Genomic DNA, 20,433 nt, shown 5'->3' with positions numbered 1-20,433 from the left:
CTGATGAATTTGGTAAAACACACATGTTGGGGGTCCATGTCTGATCGCATCCCGTCTATTGAAACACCGCAACTGCGTACTGCTCCTTTTAGAACCCCCCACATTCTTCTCGATGTCGTCGGTTTCACACATGATCCCATAGAATCTCCAAATCTTGGCTATCGTGCAGACCAGATTTGGGGTCTCGCCAAATTTGCGCCTTGTGAGGACGTTTTTCCGACATCGAAGAATAAATCGGGAATTGATGTTGTTACGTATCTGGCTGCTCGGGCGCAAACCGAGAGCTGGGTTTACCGCAAGTTTCCAGTGCGAGAATTCGGATTGATGAGAGAGGGGCGTGTTTGGAATAATCGCATTCACTCACCTATTCCTGATCTGGAAGTCTTCCATGCGACTCTTGATCCCAAGACTGCGCGGCTTGAGTGGCTCACCCATAGTATAGACCACTATCAGTGGATCAATATTCCAGACAATCTGGAGAAGTTTGGTCCATTAGAACTTCCCTCTCCCCGATTACTCGTTTCCGGTCGGCTAAAGGGGGCAGATCACCAAACACAATTCATTATGAGTTGTGCAGATTTTCTCTGGTATCTGACTGGATATTGTTCTGAGCTGTTAGTTGGCCTGATGAACGGGAAAACGCAGCCCGTTGTCGAACGGTTTTACCGTGAGCCATTTGAGCTTGAGCATGGGCATATTCGAATCTATCCAAAAAACTACAACGCTGGCGCCAAATTTGCGGCGGCGATTGAGTTGGCTAACATTTTATCAATGGGAAAGAATGCGGAAGCATTTTTGGGGCAATGTGGTTCGCTGATTTTGAAGGGGTTAAGCCCGTATCGTTGGCCAATTTGTCCACCAAGATTGATTTTGCCATTTAGCGATCCGTTTGAAATCAAGTTCGCGGGCTTCTCAGCAGGCCTTACATCTGACATTCGCCTACCTCTGGAATATGACATCACCGAAAGCTCCCATGCGATTAACGTTCTTCAAATTCAGAGAATTAGAGCGTTGCGCTTGGCATCTACGATTCAGGTCGTTGTTCCGGCAAAGCCTGAGAAAATGGCGTTTGAAACGGAAGATGGAGTATTTTCAGTCACGAGAGCCGGTGGGCAAGAGATCATCGGTGTAACGTCCGAGCCGGCTGATCTGGGGTTTGATGGGGAAACTCTGAATCTGGAAGCCAGTGACTTTGTTCCGCCAAACGCAGACATTCGCATTGAAAAGCACTTGGAAGAGCTGGAGCAAAACCAGATAGGTCCAAAATACCAGTTTGTTGAGGGTGATGTTGCAAGCGGGTCATTTGCGGAGCCCTTCTCGAGCGGGACTTTGCACTCAACACTGGAGTTTTCTCCAGATGTAGACATCGAAATAGCGCAGCAGTTACGCAAACGAAAAGCGACGGTCGCGCGTGACCTGTTCGGTTGTTCACCGAAAATCCCTTTACCTTTTCACCTCGTTGAATTGGTGGACGATGGTCAAAGTGAAGAGCTGCGGCCAGAGCCAGGTGGGGATCCGATCGATTACCCGTTACCTGATTTGGCAAGAGCTTTGGCAACTCTCCAGAGAAAAACCGGAAATCGAATCGCAACACTCGGAGATGATTGGATTCCTGTAGCTGACGGTAAATTTGCTGTAATTGAGTTTCCGAGTACACGCGAATGGCCGGGATGTATTCCACTCAGAAAGGCTGGCAACGGCCGAAATTTACTGGTGATGGTCTGTCGGGTGCCCAACCGCGGAAAATTTAGTTATTTGATGTTTATTGAGCGAAGATTGCGCAACGGCCTCTATGAAGGACGCCCAGCATTTGTCGCTCATCCAGTCACTTTGTTGAAGCTTCCTGTCCGTTTGATTAGGGATATTCTGTATTTCACGATGCGGGCGGACCACGAAGTAGACGGGATGAACGGTTGGCCTACCACGTTAGATTTGTTGAGTACCGTGAACTGCTACGCCAAAAGATTGGAACGTGACGATCCCAAGCCTGAAAACATGCCCCTGATCATTGAAGAACTTTTGCAGCTATCCTAGTTTGGAGAAAATGTCAGGTAACGTGTGGCGGTTTCGCTAAGTGCCGGATGCGGATTTTTTAAATCTTTAAGCAGGAACGAATGCCAGCAATCTGCACGCATCGCATATGCAATAAGCCGCCATGGCCAGTCTTGAAGTGCCCGGCCGACGATGGCCATGAGTTTGTGTCTATCTTCACAACTGAGGCTCTCCAGCCTTTGCGATTTTTGTTCCCCTTCAAAGCTAAATTCGGGGCCGCCTGACATTTCTCGTATGACTTCCCGTAACCTTGCGACACGAGGTGCTCGATGATGCAATATGCTCATGAGGTCATAAACGAGTTTGGCATACGATTGAGGGGATGGCATCGGTACATCCCAGAAAAGTGTTCCTGTACGAAAACCCTGTTCGAGCCTTTTCTGCAGTCTTTCTGCATGACTGTCTATTGGTAAAGCTTCAGCTTCCCGGCGATCAAACCCGCAAGAATGACAGGTATGCCAAGGACTGCGATGAAGACATACAGGCTCGCCGCACTGCCAACATCGATCATGCAGTCTTTGAGAATGGATTGTGCATTGAGTAATGAACACAAGCCGCCACGACAATCGGTAGTAACCCTCATCAGCCAAACATTGAGGGCAGAAGGCTTGGCCATATTTACGATGGGTTCTGTGATAAACTCCCAGAACTGTAATCATCTGCTGCACATTGTTCGGCTTCAGCATGGGAAACACGCGTCGTTCCAAAAGATGGATGGTTGTTTCGGCGGCCGCTGAAATTGGCGTGCCTGTCAGACGGGCAAGGTCGCAGACAATCTGTTTATCTGTTGGTCGGTCAGTATCCCGTGTAAAAAAATGCTGATGCTTTGACAGGAAATGGCAGAAGGTACCGACAGGTATGCCGTTTGCGTTCGCGACGCGGATCAGCCAGCTTGTGAAAGACTCATCGACTTGAGGCTTTGGGCGAACCGGTAACATGGTCATTTACCCGGCAATTTGTTCGGCTTCTGCTTTGCGGCGTGAAGGTGATGTATAGTCCGCAATTTCAAAATGATGTGGTTTGAGATGAGCGGAACTTTCATCAAGCGCAATGAAAGTCGCTTCTTTCACATACGAAACCATCTCTCCAACGGTCCGTTCTGAAATTGTTAGAATGGTCCTCGCCAGTTCAGATTTATGCAGGTTCGATGGCTCTGGAAGTGGCAAAGTAGATTCGAGAAAATAGAGAAACCTTCGATAATCCTTTCCGTCTTTCCATTCAGGAAGGTTATATGGCTTGAAGCGATTAGCCAGCTGATCATCGGTTTGGATGGTCCGGATGGCTTTCTTGGTGCCGGCACAGATAAAGGAAAGCCTAAGCTCATTGCTCAGAAAGCGCAGCATATTGAGGAACTGACGCTGCTGGGTAAATTTGCCCTCCGAGATGTTATGAAGTTCATCAATAATGATGAGGCGCGTACCGACGCCCTTAAGAACGTGCAGTACCTGGCTTTCGAGATTTGCTGTTGTATCGCTGGGTCGGTGAACAGCTCCAACTTTATCGAGGACCTGTTTGTAGAATCGTCGAAGTTCAGGCCCTGGTGGCATCGTGATAAAAATAACCGGGATTTGGTCAGCTTCTTCCTCTGGAATTGAGCGACGCGGATGACGGCTCAGAGCTTCCTCCAAAATCATGGTTTTCCCATTATTGGTTTCGCCGACCAGCATCATGGATGGCATGCGGTGCGTTGGCGGGTGCTTGATCATTGCTTCGATCTTTTCAAGCATTCGATTGCCAGTATCGTAAGGGAACCATTTAGGGGTGTTCAGCCAATGAATCTGTTCGTCCCGTGATGCCTCCAGATATTTTGCCGCTTCACTATGAAGGTGCTCAGTCATCGAATTTTGATCTCCGATTCAATCATTGAGGGATCGAATTCAAATTCCAGATCGTCATCGGATAGCGTCTCCCGAGGCTCGGTCGGAGCAGGCTTGGCCGCGTGCGTTTGCGACGCATGAGGATTCATGCGGCGCTTTTCGGTTCTACGCTGCTTTTTTGCCTTCTGAGTGGAAGCCACTGACTCTGCGATGCGGTTCTGCATAGCTTCATAACCGGCAAAAATACGCCCTTCATCGACCTGGTCTTTACCCTCTCGCCGCATCCTATCCTTGATATGTCTGAGCTCCCAAATGCTCATGGGAGGCTGGCTCGGGTCGCGATAGGGAAGCTCATAGTATGTCTTGTCTTCTGGGTGATAGAGATACAGCGTCGAAATATCTCTAGGGTCGCGTCGAAGTTCAAACTTCCGCTTGTCCCCATCAAACAATATCTGTCCCAGAATGTCAGAATAGTAGTTGATGCCGTCAACACGTACGCCATATCGCTGAACGGTGCGTGTCATGACAGGTAGAAAATCGATCAGGAATGTTTTTTGATTGCTGGGCAAACGTGGGCGCCGGACAATTGAACGGGGATCATTTTCACCAAAACCCTGTTCGAACTTTGCAGCGGGAGGCATGCCAATACCTTGGTGGAGCCTCTGATTGTAGACGTTAACAATAAACTCCAGAAGGTAACCTTCCAACTCCTTGAGGGTCATACAGGCTCGTCCCTGGGAGTCGTACTCGCCCCGATGATGACTGCTGGAGAAAGTCGTACCGGGAATATTATGGGATCTATGGTTCAGCGTTTTGATGAAACGCTCAATCACAGCACCAAATTGCGGTGCTCCTTTAGGACGATAGTCAAGGGAAATACCGTGTTGATCGCAGCCTCGTTTGAAGGCTGCGCTATGGAAATCTGAGCCGTTATCGACGAAAATTTTCTCCGGAAGTCCCTGCATTGACCAATTGCCCGAGATTTTATGTTCACGCAGCAGTTGCTCTTTGGGTAGGACAGCTTGTGTCAGACAGAGGGCGGTAGATAGTGAGCTTGGCGCTCCGAAAGAAAGATAAAAGCCCGTGCAGGCGCGGCTGTATGAATCGACGGCCGACGTGATCCAGGCTCTATCAATTCCTTCGCGTTCATTAGGGTCAACAAGAGTAATATCGGTCGGGGTGTGGTCGATTTGGGCTTGTTCGAGAGGACGAGTTGCCGTGGTTGCAGAACCCTTGTGTGGCTCAAAAAGATGTTTCGCTTTCTTTTTAGAATAGCGATGTTCTGTCGCTATGAAAGCCGGGACGTCTGCAATTCGACGATAAATGGTAGGTTTTGAAGGAGGTGAAAGTTTGGCTTTGAAACACTGCAACTCGACTTCTTCGACAACACGTGCCCGTATCGGACGCTCTTTTGTCAGATAAAGGTTTTTAATTACATCAGAGATAATTTTTTCGACGTCGGGATGGAGGCGTTGTTTGGTCTTGTTGCCTCTGTTAAGGCCAACCACAAGACTCGAAGTCTGATGATCCTTCCTGAAATTTTTTACCCAGCGGTAAAACGTCGGGACACTGCAATTCAATTTAGCAGCAAAATCTGCAGCCAGTTCTTTGGTCGGGCTGGCAATTTCAAGCCATCGTTCAATAACTTGCCGACGTTCGAGCGCGCTATCCCAACGCTCGTCGTCAATTTTGTCTGGCTGAGTGTTTTGGAATGTCAAATTCCTAGCCTACGCAAAAGAAACATAACGATATCGAAACTATAATAAATAGATCGATAAATCAGCATCTAATCTACTTTCATCATCGGCAAAAAGCTGATGTGTCGCAAGCATCTTGAGAACTTCTGTGTGAACTTGTTCCTCAGAAAAATTGTGAAGAGCATCTGTGATTTGCCGGATTGTCGCAACTTTGTGCTGCTGGACAAACAGGTCAATTGCAGATTCTACCGGAGTATCAGAATCCAGAAAGCGATAGGGCAGGAGCTCACGAGCACGTTCAAGTTCTGATGTTCGGATTTCTTTTTCGGTGAAGACGCTAAAGGACCAGCCTTTGAACTCGGTCCATTGTTTTGCGTGCTTGAATTTTTGCAAAAGGGTTGGCTGATTTTTACCATCAAGGTCGGAAGTGTATTTGATTTCCACCAGCATGGTGTGCAGGCCAGATTCCGGCCGCTCCAACTCATGACGATAACGCGTGATTAGAAAGTCGGGCGTGTAGGTTCGTTCTTTGCCCAGGTCATCCAGATATCTGATGGTGACCGGCTGAGCTTCGATTGAAAAAACACCCCTTCTTCCGGTCATCAAGATAGCAAAATCGCGTTCCAGTGACGATTCGAAGGGTATTTGTGGTTGGTCAGGGGCTACTTTTAGTAAACCCGTTATTGATCGGTCGGTTGGCCGAATTTCACGTGCGCCGCGTGTTTCAGCGGAGATGTCATCAAGGATTTCAAAAAGACTCTCAGCAAGGCTGTAATTTTTGCCGAGTCTCATATTTTGTGTTTCAGTCTCATATTTAGTGAGCCAATCCACCCATAAGCCTTTGTTTTTACTCATACCTGTAAGTCTCATATTTTATGTTTCTTTACAGGCGGCCATCGGGTCAAGCCGGGCGAGATTTCGCTGGCCCATAATGGCGTTCTGTTTTTGGATGAATTGCCGGAATTTCAGCGCAATGTATTGGATGCGCTGCGTCAGCCGCTTGAAACCGGGCAGGTATCGGTTGCACGCGCCAATGCGCATGTGACTTATCCGGCGCGCGTGCAATTGGTCGCCGCGATGAACCCGTGCCGGTGTGGTTATCTTGGGGATAATGAACTTGCGTGCACCCGCGCCCCGCGTTGTGGCGAGGAATATCAGGCACGGCTTTCAGGGCCGCTTCTGGACCGGTTTGATATCCAGATTGAAGTCCCGGCGGTGAAGCCCGAAGACCTTGATTTACCGGCCAAAGGCGAAACCAGTCAGGCGGTGCGCGAAAGGGTATTTCTGGCGCGTGAGTTGCAAATGTTGCGATATAAAAACGAAAACATATCGACCAATGCGCTGGCCGACGGTGAAGTCCTGCAGGAGGCCGCTGCCCTTGATGCCGAGGGCCGTGGATTATTGCAGGATGCAGCCCGCCAGATGAAGTTATCAGCCCGCGGATATCACCGGATACTGCGGGTGGCGCGCACCATTGCCGATCTGGCCGGAAGTGCGGCGGTCAAGCGCGGCCATATTGCCGAGGCACTGAATTACCGACAGATGGTCTATCGGCGCTAATCCCCCCTCACTGGGCGACCCGGGTGTGATCATATGCGCGACAGGCCGTTCTGTTTGCGGATGATGTTGATCAGGCCGCGCAAACCCGGATGATTGTTGTGGCGGCTGCTGTAATACATGTGGAAGGGATCATCAGATGATGCATGGTCTTCCAGCACGATTTCAAGCTGTCCGCTGGCAATCTCATCTGCAATGCGCGATTCCAGCAGATAGGCCAATCCAAGCCCGGCCTTGGCGGCCGAGATCGTGGTTGCCGTGTCCTGAATGGTGATGTGGCCCGGCACGCGGTAGCTTTTCTGATCCGGGCCAATGCCAAGTTCCCAGGGAAAAGGTGAATTATCGCCCAGAAGAAGCTGCAGGCATGTGTGATTGCGCAGATCTTCAGGGGTATCGGGTTTTCCGTGCCGCGCAAGATAATCCGGTGCGCCGGCCACGACCCAGCGCTGGGGTCCACTGAGTGCGACGGCAACCATGTCTTCGGGGACCAGATGGCCGAACCGGATGCCGGCATCATATCCTTCGGCGACAATGTCAATCGGCCGGTTTTCAACGATTATGCTGAGGCTGACATCGGGAAAGGTCTTGGCAAATTCCGGCAATGCCGGGGCGATCAGAAGGTGTGCGGCATCGGAAAAGGCGTTGATGCGGACCTCGCCAAAGCTGGCGGCACCGGGGGCATCAAGCGTCTGGAGTGCTTCATCGAGTTTATCAAAGCCCTCGGCAAGCTTGGTTGCAAGGTCCTGACCCAGTTCGGTCGCCACGATCGACCGTGTGGTTCGATTGATCAGCTTTACGCCAAGGCGGCTTTCGAGACGGCGGATCGCGTGACTTGCGGCCGACGGCGAAAGCCCGAATTCAATCGCCGCAGCCTTGAAGCTCTGGCGGCGGACAATTGCCAGAAACAAGCGTAGATCGGCAAACTCTGCGCGGTCGATTCCAGCCAAGTTGAGCTCTATTCACTTTGTGGATGATTTCAGTTCATGAAAAACCACACCACACGGGTCGGTGCAACAAGTAATCTGGCCAAAAGTCAGACAATTCAGCCGGAGGAATGCGATGAGTGATATTCAGGCAGTCAGGATTCCCGACCTGATGTCGCGCCGTGTTTTGGTAACCGGGGGCTCGACCGGGATCGGAGCCGAGATTGTCCGGGGGTTTGCCGCACAGGGTGCCAAGGTTGCGCTTCATTACAATAAAAGCCGTGATGCAGCACGCGCCCTTCAGGCAGAATTTCCCAAGCATGTCGTAGCTGTTCAGGGCGATATGAGTGAAACGGGTACCCCGACGAAAGTTGTCCGGGAAGCCGCAGGGATGCTTGGCGGGCTGGATGGCCTGATCAACAATGCTGGCGGCATGCTGGGCCGTGTGCCGACGACCGAGGTCGAGCCCGAGCATCTTGACCGTGTCTTTGCGCTCAATGGCAAATCGGTCTGGGAAGCCACGGTGGCGGCGTATCCTTACCTCAAAGCGTCAGAAAACGGTTTTGTGGTCAATACAACATCGATTGCCGCGCGCAATGGCGGCGGGGGTGGTGCTGTGTTGTATGCGGCGGTAAAATCCTTTGTCAGCAGCCTGACACGCGGACAGGCAAAGGAACTTGTGGCGGACGGCATTCGCGTGAACGCCGTTTCGCCGGGTCTTATCCAGACGCCATTTCATGACCGCTATACACCGGCCGATGTTCTTGCCGCGCAAAGCGCAACAGTACCGATGGGTCGCGTGGGCCGCCCGGATGAATGTGTCGGGGCGTTCCTGTTTCTCGCCTCGAACGCCATGGCGGGCTACATCACAGGCCAGATCATCGAGGTCAATGGCGGCCAGTTAATGCCTTAGGAGCAACGATATATGAACTACAGAAAATTTGGGAAGACAGGACGCACAGTGTCGGAAGTCGGTTTTGGTGCATGGGCCATTGGTGGTGCCTGGGGCGATGTTTCAGAGGCTGACGCGCGTGCAGCCCTGCATGCCGCCCTTGATAACGGCACGACTTTTATCGATACCGCCGACGTTTACGGTGATGGCCGGTCGGAAAAAATCATCGCCGATGTCATGAAAGAACGCGGTGGCGAACGTCCGTTCATCGCAACCAAGGCCGGACGTCGCCTCGATCCGCATGTGTCCGAGGGATACAACAAACAGAATCTGACAGCCTTTGTGGAACGGAGCCTTAAGAACCTTGCGACGGATTGTCTTGATCTGGTGCAGCTTCATTGCCCGCCGACCGAGGTGTTCTATCGCCCGGATGTGTTCGAGGTGATGGAGGAAATGGTCACGGCCGGGAAAATCCGCAATTACGGTGTTTCGGTCGAGAAGGTCGAAGAAGGCCTCAAAGCCATCGAATATCCCGGGGTTGCGTCGGTTCAGATCATTTACAACATCTTCCGCCAACGCCCGTCGGGTCTTTTCTTCCGCGAGGCAAAAGCAAAGAATGTCGGGGTGATTGTCCGTGTGCCGCTGGCATCCGGCCTTTTGACCGGCAAGATGACCAAGGATACCGCCTTTGCCGCTGATGACCATCGTGCGTTTAACCGCAACGGCGAGGCGTTTGATAAAGGCGAAACATTCGCCGGTGTGCCGTTTGATGTTGCGCTTGAAGCTGTTGAGGAAATCCGTCGGCTGGTTCCCGAAAATATCACCATGGCGCAGTTTGCCCTGCGCTGGATTTTGATGGAAGAAGCCGTTGGTGTTGTGATTCCGGGGGCAAAGAATGCAGCCCAGGCCGCGGCGAATGCGGCGGCAAGTGATGTGGCACCGCTGCCCTCAGAGGTGATCGGTGAATTGCGCAACATCTATGAGCAGCGCATCGCCCCGCACGTCCATCATTTGTGGTGATCAGACGTTTCCATCGGCTTTAAAGGCCGATGATATAGAAAAAGGGGCACCATGCAGTTGGTGCCCCTTTATGCGTTTCAGGCGGATTTGCGGACTTCGCTGAGCATTTCCGGGCGGCTTTTGCGTTCGATCTTATAGACTGACGAGGGCGGGACATTGCGTACCGTGGTGCCGATGCGCGTTGCCTGCAAATCAAGCCGGGCCAGAATGGCGTCCGGCACCGGGCAGCGCGGGCCATAGGTGAACTGGTAAAATGCGCCGTCGTCGCGCAGATATTCAAAACTGCCCGACAAGATGCCCATGATCTGGCGCGGTGACATCGACAGAAGCGGTAGGCCGCTAATCGCGCTTGCCAGTTCGCCAGCGGCAAACAGGCCCTTTTTGCCCAAGCGGCAGGCATCCATTTGCAGGATGCGGGCCCTGGGATAGCGTTCGGAAAGCAGGCGGGAGAAATCCGGTCCGGCTTCGATCAATGTCAGGTCATCTTCACGCAAACCGCGATCAAGAAGTGCACGGGTAAACACACCTGTCCCCGGTCCGAGTTCCAGAACCGGGGTGCTTTGGGTGTTGATTTCGGATGTGATCAGCCGCGCCAGCGCCGGGCTTGAGGGCGAAATGGCGGATATTTTTCTGGGATCGGTGACCCAGGCGCGAATGAATGGCAAAAAGTCCGACATCGAATGAAATGCCCCACTTGGTAAAGGGAGAGCGCATAAACTGCCTACCCTTTATGTCGCTTCGGGCGCTTATTTGTGTTCATTTTGCGAAATGCCACCCGGCAACGTATCCATTTGGGAATGTGGGAACGTGCGAGGTGGCGTGCAACGCAATTGATTACGCAGCCCGATTACGGCGCAGAACATCAATGATTTCGGCCTTATGCGGATCGGCATGAAATGCATCGGCCATGATCATCACACCCTTGGTGCCGTCATTGGCCTCGATCATGAACAGCGTTGCCTCGTCACCCGGATCGGTGCCTTGGTCGGTGCTGTTGGAATGGACAAGGCGCAGCTCGTCCGGGGTATAAAGCTTGCCGGTGCCGTCACTGCGTACACCGCCTTCCTCGGCCATGAAATGATGTTCAAAACCGTGTTCTTTGGCGTTTGCCTGAAGATCAGCCAAGGTCATTGCGGGCCTCCTCGATCAAAAATTGTCTGATAAAGGCAAAACGCAAATCCTGGCTGCTTGTTCCGAAATCAGCTGTGCTTGCGGCGAAGACTGTCGATCAGGTCGGCCTTGTTGCGGTCGGTATCAAAGCTGTTGGGCACAATCAGCATACCGCGCGTGCCGTCGCTGGCCTCGATCATGTAAAGGGTGGCGTCATCCCCCGGGTCGGTTCCGGCATCGACAGAACGGGAATCGATGATGGTCAAATCATCGGCGCTATATTTCGCCTGTTTGCCATCGCATGTGACATGATTTTCCGATGCGCTGAAAACATGCGAAAAGCCGCGTTCACGGGCCAGATCTTGTAATTCGCTCAAGTTCATGATGGTCCTCCGTTCGATGGATGCAGCCGTAAGGCCAACAATCATCAGACCCTATCACGAAATGCGCCCGGCGTATTTGCGTGTGCGCAATCTGGCAGAAAACAAGGCCTATTTCGGATCAAGAGCCATCTTCATGCCCTCGTGGCTGGCGACAAATCCAAGCCGTTCATAAAACCGATGGGCATCCTTGCGGGTTTTATCCGTTGTGAACTGTATCAACGCCGCGCCAAGTGATTTCGAAATCGAAATGGATTGCTTGATCAGTTTTTCGCCGATCTTCTGACCGCGGGCGGTACTTGCCACCCGCACCCCTTCGATCTGGGCGCGCAGTTGCCCGCGCCGCGACAAACCGGCGATCAGGGTCAACTGCAAACATCCGACAATATCCGTGCCCTTGATGGCCAGAAGATATTTGTTGGGCAGCGCATCGGTTGACTGGGACGCCATGGCATCAAACGCGGCGTAATAGGCATCTGGAAGCGGATCGCCAAGTTCCTCGCGGGTTCTGCCTTTTTCATCATCGGCCAGAAGGGCAACGATGGCAGGCAAATCATCGCGGGTGGCATAGCGAAACGTGATGTCATCGGATTTTGTGGTGGTGCTGGTGGTGGTGGTGGCGTTTGACATTGCGGGATCCCTTTGCTGATGGCGGGCCATCATGGGCAAAGCCGGGGACCAAGGCAATATGGCAATGACGCTGCCTGTTTGTGCATCAGGCGGCGTCATTGCCGGTAATGCGGGGCCCAGGGCAAAGACCGGCACGGGGATGGGGGAAATCATGCCGATATCAGATCAGGGACCCCGGCAAACGAGGTTTGTGGAGGTCAGGCAAGACCACCATTGGCACGGATGGTCTGACCATCCACCCAGCCGGAATCCGGCCCGGCGAGGAAGGCCACCACACCGGCGATGTCATCAGGTTCACCAAGCCGTTCAAGCGGTGGCATCTTTGCGAAATTGGCAATCTGTTCGTCGGTCTTGCCATTGAGGAACAGTTCGGTTGCCACCGGGCCCGGCGCAACGGCATTGACCGTAATCTGGCGACCGCGCAGTTCCTTGGCGAAAACGCCCGTCATCGCCTCAACCGCGGCCTTGGTGGCGTTATAAACGGCATAGCCCGGCAGTTTGAGGTGCAGGGCAGTGGTCGAGAAATTGATCACCCGGCCATGATCGCGCAGATGTTTTGCCCCTTCGCGCAACATGTTGAAGGTGCCACGCACATTGATATCCATCATCGCGTCATAGGTGGCATCATCCATGTCGGCAATCGGGGTGGTCGTCATGACACCGGCGTTATTGACGATGACATCAACGCCGCCAAACTCGGCGATGGTTTTGTCAAACAGGGCCTTAACCGCATCCGGCCGGGCAATATCCGCCTTGATCGCGATGGCCTTGTGGCCTTGCGATTTAAGCGAATCAGCCAGTTCTTCTGCCGGGGCGGCAGAGCTGGCATAGTTGATGACAACGTTAAAGCCATCCGCTGCCAGACGTTTGGCAAGCGCCACGCCAATGCCGCGCGATGCGCCGGTGATGATGGCGGTTTTGTTTTGATTGGCAGACATCAAAAGTCTCCTTGGTGGTTACGGGGGCCTCAAGGGCATGGGTCCACTATGCCCAAGATGACTTTTTGGATAATTAGGTTATATTCGACATCATTATTCGAAATTAAATAACAATCAGGATGACGAATGGACCGGTTTGAGGAAATGCGCAATTTCGTGCGCGTGGTAGAGCGCAAAAGCTTTACCAAGGCGGCGAGTGATCTTTTGATCCCGCGTGCGACCATGACCAATTCCATTCAGCGGTTGGAAGAACGGCTGGGCACCCGGTTGCTGGAACGCACGACGCGCACCGTCAACCCGACCCGCGACGGGGATGCGTATTACCAACGCTGTGTAAGGATTCTGGCCGACCTCGAAGAGGCCGATGGCAGCTTTACCAATGCCGACCCCAAAGGGTTGCTTAGGGTTAATCTGCAAGGCACGCTGGCGCGAACCTTTATCATCCCGGCCCTTGGCGATTTTTGGGGTCGCTATCCGGGGATCGATCTGGTGCTGGCCGATGGCGATCGTTTTGTTGATCTGGTGCATGAAGGCTTTGATTGCGTATTGCGCAGTGGCGATCTGGCCAGTTCATCGATGATCGGGCGCAGGCTTGCCCTTTTGCACGAGGCGACCGTTGCCAGCTCCGATTACATTGCCCGCATCGGCATGCCCGAAACCCTTGCCGACCTGAAAAGTCAGGGCCATCAGATGGTTTGTTTTTTATCGGGAGCCGATGACAAGCCGATCCCGCTTGATTTCAGGGTAGATGGCAAGCTTTGCGAGATCATGCTGCCGGCCAGTATCTCCGTGACCGGGGCGGACAGCTATGCCGCCTGTGCAGCCGCCGGATTGGGAATTGTGCAGGTGCCGCGTTATCGCGTTGCCGATGACCTTAAATCCGGCAAACTGATTGAAATCCTGCCCGATTGCCCGCCCGATCCGATGCCGGTTTCGGTGCTGTATCCGCAAAATCGGCAGCTTTCGGCGCGTGTGCGGGTATTTGTCGATTGGCTGACTGAATTGCTGGCGGGGCTTGATTTTGCCGGGTCAGGCCGGGTTTGAGCGGCTTGAAAGCAGTTTGATCCGGTTTCGCAATGAAACCAGATGCGCCTGCCAGTAATGGGTCATCATCGGCTTGAAACGGTTGTCATTCAGGCCATTGCGCCCGGGATGGGCCATCGAAAGCTTTTCAAGGCCCAGATGTTCCAGCGTGATACGGGTGTAATCGCCAAGCGCGCTAAATCGGATATCGACCAATGTCCCTGGTTCCTTGGGATCGGCCATCGGCCAGTTCCATTCAAAGGCAAGGCGCTTGGCGGGCTCCCACTTGGTGACCTTACCGGCGCGGACGATGAAATCGGGGCGGCGTTTATCGACTTCCTGCAAATAGCGTGTGCCGTTTTCTTCGCCAAATTCCATGATGCCCGGACGATTGCCAAGCAGGCGGTTGCGCGGCCCCTGTTTCCACCAGTGATCAATCCCGCCTGTGAAGTGTTCAAAGGCGGTGGCAGCGTCACAGTCAACGCGAAGCGCAACAAAGGTTTTGGCTGACATCGAAAATCCCGTTTAACAGCAATGGCGCCGACTGCGTGTGCGGCTGTTCCTGTTTTGCAGAAAGCCTGTGGGCGGACAAGCAAAACCCGATCTGGCAGGCATAATGCGCCGGATCGGGTTTGAAGGGTGTGTGGTTTGAGCGGTAGCGGCTTAGTAGCCGACCTCGCGGTTCACAAGCCCGCGCGGGGTTTCGCCGCGGGCCAGGCGATCAAGGTTTTCGGCAATCTGATCGACGGATTCTTCAAACCGGGTCGCGGCCGCAATATGCGGGGTGATGCGGATTTTCGCGTGATCCCAGAACGGATGGCTTTCGGGCAGCGGTTCGGTCGCGGCAACATCCAAAAACGCGCCACGCAGATGGCCGGTATCAATCGCGCGCAGCAAGTCGGCTTCGTTGATCATCGCCCCCCGGGCGGCATTAATGATCGCAGCGCCCTTGGGCAGGAAGGAAAGCGTGCTGCTGTTAAGGACGTTTTCGGTTTCGGATGTGCGCGGCAGAAGGCAGATCAGGATATCGGACTGACCGAGGAACTCAGCCAGCGTTTCCTTGCCGGCATAGGTTGAAATGCCTTCAATCGCCTTCATCGAGCGGCTCCAGCCCGAAACAGAAAAGCCCAGATTTGAAAGCGACGAGGCAACGGCAGAGCCCAGCGCACCCAGCCCCATGACACCGACCCGGCATTGCGAAATGCGTGCGACGTCATGCTGGGTCCAGTCGGCCTTGGCCTGCTGGGCGCTATAAACATCAAAGTCGCGCATGAAATGCAGGGCGGCATAAAGGTGATATTGCACCATCTGATCAGCCATCCCGGCATCTTCCAGACGAATGACCGGCAATTCCTTGGGCAGGCTGGGCGAGGAAACAACGTGATCGACCCCTGCACCGAGAGAGAAGATGGCTTTCAGCTTCGGCAGCGTCTTGATCAGGCCCTGTGGCTGTTTCCAGAACAGGGCATAGTCAATCGTTTCAGGATCGTAATCGTCTTCCTCGATCACGATATTGGCGTCCGGCAGGCGGTCAACCATCACGCTTTTCCACTTTTGATCATCGCCGGCAGCGGAAATCAGAATGTTGAGCGGGGCGTTGGTGGTTGCCATCGGGGTCTCCTGGTCAATGCTTGGAAAGTCGGGACGATAAAAGGTTCTGTACATATCAAACGCGCCAGAGCGCAAAGCGTTCCGGCGCGTCAGTTGGCGCGTCAGTTGGCGCGTCAATTACAGTCTGTCATGGACCGGCCCGCTTTCACAAGGCCGGTTACGTGCTATTAAACGTCCAAATCAGTGGGCAAAGATCATGGCCGGGTCACGGAAGGTCTTGAATTCAAGACCATTTCCTGCTGGGTCTTCGACAAAGAAGGTGCCCTGCTCGCCCGGTTCACCCTTAAAGCGGATCTTGGGTTCCAGCAGGAATTTGACATTGGCCGCCTTAAGCTTGTCGGCCAGTTCGTGCCATTTTTCCCATTCCAGAATCGCCCCGAAATGCGGGATTGGCACCGCATCGCCATCGACATCACCGGCCCCCTTGTTCTGGCCGGCTTCGGGGCGGACATGGGCAGAAAGCTGATGACCAAAGAAATCAAAATCAATCCAGGCTTCGGTCGAGCGGCCTTCATCACAGCCGAGGATATCGATATAGAACGCGCGGGTGTCAGATATTGATTTGATCGGGAAGGCCAGATGGAACGGTGGCAGGGATGGCGAAGACATGGTCAACCTCAAAGATTATCCAGATTATCTAACGATGTGTTGTTGGAACTACTCTAATACGTCAGAATGTGGCGGGTAAAATCAGAAGTTCTGGACTTATCAATAGGAAAACTATTGCTATGGCGCTGCGCCCGACCACCCCGCCTCTCAATGCCCTGCGCGCGTTCGAAGCCGCCGCCCGGCTTGGCAGCTTTGCCCGCGCGGCTGCGGAACTTTCCGTCACCTCCGGCGCGATCAGCCAGCAGGTCGCCAATCTGGAAGCCAGCCTTGGCATGAGCTTGTTTGAGCGTAATGGCCCGAAACTGGCCCTGCGTGAAGCCGGTCGGGCCTATCTGCCCAGTCTGCGCCGGGCGCTCGACGAGATCGAGGCCGCCACCCTTGATCTGGTGACCCATGGCGCGGGAGAGCGGAAACTGGTTATCGGTGCGCTGCATACCCTGGCCAGCAGCTGGCTTATTCCAAGATTAAATCGATTTCAAAACGAAAACCCCGATATCCGCCCGGTGATCGAAACCTTGGCACTTAATTTCGCCACCCCGGAACGCAGCCCGGACCTTGGCGCACGCCAGATGGATGTCGGGCTTTATTTCGGCGATGGTCGCTGGCCCGGGATGATCTGCGACAATCTTTTTGATGAAATTCAAGTGGTTGTTGCCAAACCCGGATATGTTGCTTCAGGTGCCATGACGGACGAAAACAGCCCCAGAGACCCGGCAGATCTGCTCGGACACTATCCGCGACTGGTCCACACCACCCGGCCCAAGGCATGGCATGACTGGGCGCAGGCCAACGGGATTGCGATTACCGGGGCGCCCGGACCGGCGTTTGAGCATTTCTTCATGCTGATCGAAGCCGCCAAGGCAGGCATGGGAATCGCCCTGTTACCAAGGGTTTTGATCGATGGACCACTTGCCCAGGGCAGTCTTGAAATCGTCAGCGCGGCCAGCTTGAAATCCAGCGGCGCATACTATCTGATCACGCCGGAAAGCCGTCAGGACGTGCCGGAAGTGTGCGCCTTTCGGGATTGGGTACTCGGTTTGGCAAGTCAATCCGGTTTGTCAGAATAAAGTGGCAAGTATTTGAAATTATGGACGGGTGTCTCGTATTTCGGGATACTAGGCGCGTCGATAGATGCTGTGCAGCAGGTGATCTTTCTTCGGACCGGTGATTTTTATTTTTGTTTCGAAATGATCTGACCCGTTCCAGATCATGCAATGGTGGTAGAAGTCCTCCCCGCAGGGGTGAATGTCGTGGGCACAAACCCCCTCTTCACCCTCTTCACCCTCTTCGCCAAATTGCAGCAACACATAGCGATTGCCGAAACTCAAAGGGTCGCGAAACAGAAGCTCAATCGCCGCCGGGTCCTCGTGCAGGACAAAATCATACTCCCGATAGCCATCAAACCGCTTGCCGTCCGGGCGGGTCAGAAACCCTTCCTCACGATAGCGCAGCACATTGGGTTGGGCCGGATCGGCAGCATGAAACCTGACATCGCCGGTAAACTGCCCGGCTTCGCCCAAATCGCGCACAAGCGTCCAGTTGCCCGGAAGGGCTTCGAAAATCTCGGCGGCGGTGGGGATGTTGGGTGCCATAGATGATTTCAGGTTCATGTTAGGACAAAAAAGGCAGGGCGCGCGATGCGGAACCCTGCCTTTTTAATGGGTTTCCAGTCGCTTAGGCGCCGGGCAGCATCCGCGGGAGCTTCTCACCGCCCAGGATATGCACATGCAGGTGCGGGACGTCCTGGCGGCCGTGTTCGCGGGTGTTGGCGATCAGGCGGTAGCCGTCTTCAACCACGCCAGCTTCCTTGGAGATTTTGCCAATTGCGCGGGTATAGGCGATGATTTCGGCGTCCGATGCATTGAGCGCAAAGTCATCATAGCTGGTGTAAGCACCCTTCGGGATGACCAGCACATGGGTCGGGGCCTGTGGCGCGATATCGTTAAACGCCAGCACATGGTCATCTTCATAGACCTTGGTGCACGGGATTTCGCCGCGCAGGATTTTGGCAAAGATGTTTTCCGGATCGTAGGGCTGAACGGCCATGGTGATGCTCCTGATACCTTAGTCGGGACATTGCCCGGATAGTTGAGGCTTTATGCCTTAATCTTTGCTGCGCGATGCCTTTTCGGCAATACCTGAAATGCCCTGACGTTCGGCCAGGATCTTCCAGACATCATCAGGCGTGACCCCCTGATCAGCCCAAAGCACGGTCAGGTGATAAAGCAGATCCGCACTTTCCGATGCGACCTTTTCCGGGGTTTCGGCAAGGGCGGCAATCACGGTTTCAACGCCCTCTTCGCCGACTTTCTGGGCGATTTTGGCAGTGCCCTTGGCAAACAGCTTGGCGGTATAGCTGGTTTCCGGGTCTGCACCCTTGCGGGCAGAAACGGTTGCGTAAAGCGCATCAAGGATGTGTTGATTGGCCATGCTCTCAGTCCTCACGTACCGGAATACCGGCGGCTTTCATGTGTTCCTTGACCTCGCGAATGCGATAGGTGCCGAAATGGAAGATCGAGGCGGCCAGAACCGCCGATGCATGGGCATCGCGCACGCCTTCGACCATGTGATCCAGCGTCCCCACACCGCCCGAAGCAATGACCGGCACATGGACGGCATCGGCAATGGTACGGGTCAGCGGGATGTTAAAGCCCGACTGGGTGCCATCGCGATCCATCGAGGTGACCAGAAGTTCGCCCGCACCGTATTCGACCATTTGTTTTGCAAACGAAACGGCATCGACCCCGGTCGGTTCACGCCCGCCATGGGTAAAGATCTCAAACTTGTCCGGGCCGGTTGATTTGGCGTCAATCGAGACCACAATGCATTGCGATCCGAACTTGCGCGCGGCTTCGCGGACGAAATCGGGGTTTTTGACCGCAGCGGTATTGATCGAAACCTTGTCCGCGCCGGCCAGAAGCAGCTTTCGGATGTCTTCAAGGGTGCGCACCCCGCCACCCACGGTGACCGGCATAAAGCAGGCCTCGGCCGTGCGGGCAACGACATCGAAGATGGTATCGCGGTTATCACTTGATGCCGTGATATCAAGGAAGCAGAGTTCATCCGCACCCTCGGCATCGTAGATGCGCGCCTGTTCGACCGGATCACCGGCATCGACCAGATCAACGAAATTGACCCCTTTGACGACGCGGCCGTCCTTGACGTCAAGACAGGGAATGACACGGGTTTTCAGCATGGTCTGTTTCCTGTTGGGTCGGTTACGAAAGGGCCGCGATGGCCTCTGCCAGATCGATGCGGCCATCATAAAGCGCACGACCGGAAATCGCGCCATCAATGCCGGCATCTGTGTGTTTCTTGACCGCGATCAGATCATCCAGCGATGAAACCCCGCCCGATACGATCACAGGCGTCGAGATTTCCGATGCCAGGGCCACGGTGCTTTCGATATTCGGACCACCCATCGCGCCATCCCGGTCGATATCGGTAAAGATGATCGCCGCCACACCGCAATCCTCAAATTTCTTGGCGAGTTCGAGGGCCGTGACCTCAGACGTTTCCGCCCAGCCTTCAACCGCGACATAGCCATCGCGGGCATCAATGCCGACAGCCACCCGGCCCGGCCATTTGGCACAGGCTTCCTTAACAAAATCGGGATTGCGAAGGGCAACGGTACCAAGGATCACGCGGGTGATGCCTTTATTGAGCCAATAATCAACCGTTTCCATGGTGCGGATGCCGCCACCAAGCTGCGTCTGGGCCTTGCCCGATACAGCGGCAAGGATGGAGTCCACTGCTGCGCCATTGACCGGTTCACCGGCAAAGGCGCCGTTCAGATCAACGATATGAACCCAATGGCAACCGGCTTGCACAAATTCACCGGCCTGTGCGCCCGGATCGTCGTTAAACACGGTTGCCTTGTCCATGTCGCCGCGCAGCAAGCGCACACATGCACCATCTTTCAGGTCAATTGCGGGATAAAGGTTCACTGATCGGTGTCCTGTATTTTCTTGGTGTAGTAATAGCCTTCGACCATCTTGCCATCGACCATCGCGTAATAGGGATTGATGCCCCAACGGACATATCCAAGCCCGTTATACAGTGCGATGGCGGCTTCCTGGGTTTCGCGAAGGTCGAGTTTCAAAACGCTATAGCCCGCTTCACGGGCGAAATATTCAATCGAACGCACGATCGCCTTGCCGTTGCCGCGCCCGCG

At 54.0% G+C, this 20,433-nt stretch carries 24 protein-coding genes and 1 pseudogene; 6 read left to right on the top strand and 19 right to left on the bottom strand.

Going from position 1 to position 20,433, the window contains the following annotated elements; all coding sequences use genetic code 11:
* The first annotated feature begins 36 nt into the window (after positions 1-36).
* Entirely contained in the window at positions 37-2,034 is a 1,998-nt protein-coding gene (locus tag B2T33_RS05160) for a hypothetical protein (protein ID WP_143588684.1), read from the top strand.
* Here B2T33_RS05160 and B2T33_RS05155 read toward each other — a convergent pair.
* Genes B2T33_RS05155 through B2T33_RS05140 form a run of 4 tightly spaced genes read right to left on the bottom strand, consistent with a single transcriptional unit; the run spans position 2,031 to position 6,421 of the window.
* Positions 2,031-2,990 (bottom strand): TniQ family protein, encoded by a 960-nt coding sequence (locus B2T33_RS05155; protein WP_168173391.1) that lies wholly within the window; start codon positions 2,988-2,990, stop codon positions 2,031-2,033. The genes B2T33_RS05160 and B2T33_RS05155 overlap by 4 nt on opposite strands.
* Before the next feature lie 6 nt (positions 2,991-2,996).
* On the bottom strand, positions 2,997-3,890 hold the full coding sequence (locus B2T33_RS05150) for a TniB family NTP-binding protein (RefSeq protein WP_083952717.1): 894 nt from the start codon (positions 3,888-3,890) through the stop codon (positions 2,997-2,999).
* Positions 3,887-5,587, bottom strand: a complete 1,701-nt coding sequence (locus tag B2T33_RS05145; protein ID WP_083952718.1) for a Mu transposase C-terminal domain-containing protein — start codon at positions 5,585-5,587, stop codon at positions 3,887-3,889. The genes B2T33_RS05150 and B2T33_RS05145 overlap by 4 nt, the downstream gene beginning before the upstream one ends.
* A 39-nt stretch (positions 5,588-5,626) precedes the next feature.
* Positions 5,627-6,421, bottom strand: coding sequence for a TnsA endonuclease N-terminal domain-containing protein (locus B2T33_RS05140; RefSeq protein ID WP_168173392.1), 795 nt, complete (start codon positions 6,419-6,421; stop codon positions 5,627-5,629).
* Positions 6,422-6,454: 33 nt separating this feature from the next.
* Between B2T33_RS05140 and B2T33_RS05135 the strand changes: the two are divergent.
* Positions 6,455-7,126, top strand: a pseudogene (locus tag B2T33_RS05135) (ATP-binding protein); the annotation flags it as partial.
* 29 nt (positions 7,127-7,155) lie between these two features.
* Here B2T33_RS05135 and B2T33_RS05130 read toward each other — a convergent pair.
* Entirely contained in the window at positions 7,156-8,070 is a 915-nt protein-coding gene (locus tag B2T33_RS05130) for a LysR family transcriptional regulator (protein WP_286791309.1), read from the bottom strand.
* 112 nt (positions 8,071-8,182) lie between these two features.
* Between B2T33_RS05130 and B2T33_RS05125 the strand changes: the two genes are divergently transcribed.
* Together B2T33_RS05125 and B2T33_RS05120 are read left to right on the top strand one after the other, a co-directional pair.
* Positions 8,183-8,959 carry an SDR family NAD(P)-dependent oxidoreductase gene (locus B2T33_RS05125; RefSeq protein ID WP_286791308.1) on the top strand — a complete coding sequence of 259 codons (777 nt, stop codon included), beginning with the start codon at positions 8,183-8,185 and terminating at the stop codon, positions 8,957-8,959.
* A gap of 12 nt (positions 8,960-8,971) precedes the next feature.
* Positions 8,972-9,958: an aldo/keto reductase gene (locus tag B2T33_RS05120; protein ID WP_197146346.1), complete on the top strand. Its 987-nt coding sequence runs from the start codon at positions 8,972-8,974 to the stop codon at positions 9,956-9,958.
* Between the two features lie 77 nt (positions 9,959-10,035).
* On the opposite strand, the gene B2T33_RS05115 is transcribed toward B2T33_RS05120, so the two are convergent.
* From B2T33_RS05115 to B2T33_RS05095, 5 genes are all read right to left on the bottom strand, one after another.
* Positions 10,036-10,635 (bottom strand): class I SAM-dependent methyltransferase, encoded by a 600-nt coding sequence (locus B2T33_RS05115; protein ID WP_197146347.1) that lies wholly within the window; start codon positions 10,633-10,635, stop codon positions 10,036-10,038.
* A gap of 157 nt (positions 10,636-10,792) precedes the next feature.
* Entirely contained in the window at positions 10,793-11,089 is a 297-nt protein-coding gene (locus B2T33_RS05110) for a hypothetical protein (RefSeq protein WP_008888804.1), read from the bottom strand.
* Positions 11,090-11,157: 68 nt separating this feature from the next.
* Positions 11,158-11,451 carry a hypothetical protein gene (locus tag B2T33_RS05105; protein ID WP_008888805.1) on the bottom strand — a complete coding sequence of 98 codons (294 nt, stop codon included), beginning with the start codon at positions 11,449-11,451 and terminating at the stop codon, positions 11,158-11,160.
* 108 nt (positions 11,452-11,559) lie between these two features.
* Positions 11,560-12,078 carry a GNAT family N-acetyltransferase gene (locus B2T33_RS05100; protein WP_197146348.1) on the bottom strand — a complete coding sequence of 173 codons (519 nt, stop codon included), beginning with the start codon at positions 12,076-12,078 and terminating at the stop codon, positions 11,560-11,562.
* Between the two features lie 197 nt (positions 12,079-12,275).
* Positions 12,276-13,016, bottom strand: a complete 741-nt coding sequence (locus tag B2T33_RS05095; protein WP_197146349.1) for an SDR family oxidoreductase — start codon at positions 13,014-13,016, stop codon at positions 12,276-12,278.
* A 126-nt stretch (positions 13,017-13,142) separates the two neighbouring features.
* Here B2T33_RS05095 and B2T33_RS05090 point away from each other — a divergent pair, with 126 nt between their 5' ends.
* Positions 13,143-14,060 (top strand): LysR family transcriptional regulator, encoded by a 918-nt coding sequence (locus tag B2T33_RS05090; protein ID WP_197146350.1) that lies wholly within the window; start codon positions 13,143-13,145, stop codon positions 14,058-14,060.
* Here B2T33_RS05090 and B2T33_RS05085 read toward each other — a convergent pair.
* The 3 genes from B2T33_RS05085 to B2T33_RS05075 all read right to left on the bottom strand — a co-directional run bounded on the left by B2T33_RS05085 (position 14,046) and on the right by B2T33_RS05075 (position 16,259).
* Positions 14,046-14,552 carry an SRPBCC domain-containing protein gene (locus tag B2T33_RS05085; RefSeq protein WP_197146351.1) on the bottom strand — a complete coding sequence of 169 codons (507 nt, stop codon included), beginning with the start codon at positions 14,550-14,552 and terminating at the stop codon, positions 14,046-14,048. The two genes, B2T33_RS05090 and B2T33_RS05085, sit on opposite strands and share 15 nt — an antisense overlap.
* A gap of 150 nt (positions 14,553-14,702) precedes the next feature.
* Complete coding sequence (locus B2T33_RS05080) at positions 14,703-15,650, bottom strand: 2-hydroxyacid dehydrogenase (protein ID WP_197146352.1); 948 nt, start codon at positions 15,648-15,650, stop codon at positions 14,703-14,705.
* Between the two features lie 180 nt (positions 15,651-15,830).
* Positions 15,831-16,259: a VOC family protein gene (locus B2T33_RS05075; protein WP_197146353.1), complete on the bottom strand. Its 429-nt coding sequence runs from the start codon at positions 16,257-16,259 to the stop codon at positions 15,831-15,833.
* Positions 16,260-16,378: 119 nt separating this feature from the next.
* On the opposite strand from B2T33_RS05075, the gene B2T33_RS05070 reads away from it, so the two are divergent.
* The gene (locus B2T33_RS05070; RefSeq protein ID WP_197146354.1) at positions 16,379-17,326 is read left to right on the top strand and encodes a LysR substrate-binding domain-containing protein; all 948 of its coding nucleotides are present in this window, start codon (positions 16,379-16,381) and stop codon (positions 17,324-17,326) included.
* Positions 17,327-17,374: 48 nt separating this feature from the next.
* Here the strand turns inward: B2T33_RS05070 and B2T33_RS05065 are convergent, their stop codons facing one another.
* The 6 genes from B2T33_RS05065 to B2T33_RS05040 all read right to left on the bottom strand — a co-directional run.
* Positions 17,375-17,851, bottom strand: a complete 477-nt coding sequence (locus B2T33_RS05065) for a DUF6314 family protein (RefSeq protein ID WP_286791307.1) — start codon at positions 17,849-17,851, stop codon at positions 17,375-17,377.
* Positions 17,852-17,933: 82 nt separating this feature from the next.
* The gene (locus B2T33_RS05060; protein ID WP_044830002.1) at positions 17,934-18,305 is read right to left on the bottom strand and encodes a histidine triad nucleotide-binding protein; all 372 of its coding nucleotides are present in this window, start codon (positions 18,303-18,305) and stop codon (positions 17,934-17,936) included.
* Positions 18,306-18,362: 57 nt separating this feature from the next.
* Complete coding sequence (locus B2T33_RS05055; protein WP_197146355.1) at positions 18,363-18,689, bottom strand: phosphoribosyl-ATP diphosphatase; 327 nt, start codon at positions 18,687-18,689, stop codon at positions 18,363-18,365.
* Positions 18,690-18,693: 4 nt separating this feature from the next.
* The gene (gene hisF / locus B2T33_RS05050) at positions 18,694-19,455 is read right to left on the bottom strand and encodes an imidazole glycerol phosphate synthase subunit HisF (protein ID WP_197146356.1); all 762 of its coding nucleotides are present in this window, start codon (positions 19,453-19,455) and stop codon (positions 18,694-18,696) included.
* Between the two features lie 22 nt (positions 19,456-19,477).
* A complete protein-coding gene (gene hisA, locus B2T33_RS05045; RefSeq protein WP_064787961.1) occupies positions 19,478-20,206 on the bottom strand; it encodes a 1-(5-phosphoribosyl)-5-[(5-phosphoribosylamino)methylideneamino]imidazole-4-carboxamide isomerase in 729 nt (242 codons plus the stop codon).
* Positions 20,203-20,433 (bottom strand): GNAT family N-acetyltransferase (locus B2T33_RS05040; protein ID WP_286791306.1); only part of this gene is annotated, 231 nt, incomplete at its 5' end. The genes B2T33_RS05040 and hisA, both read right to left, overlap by 4 nt.

Source organism: Thalassospira sp. UBA4513 (assembly GCF_002388495.1).
In the GTDB taxonomy this organism is placed as follows: domain Bacteria; phylum Pseudomonadota; class Alphaproteobacteria; order Rhodospirillales; family Thalassospiraceae; genus Thalassospira; species Thalassospira tepidiphila.
Note: the sequence above shows the minus strand (reverse complement) of the source record. Positions and strands in the feature narration are given on the sequence as shown.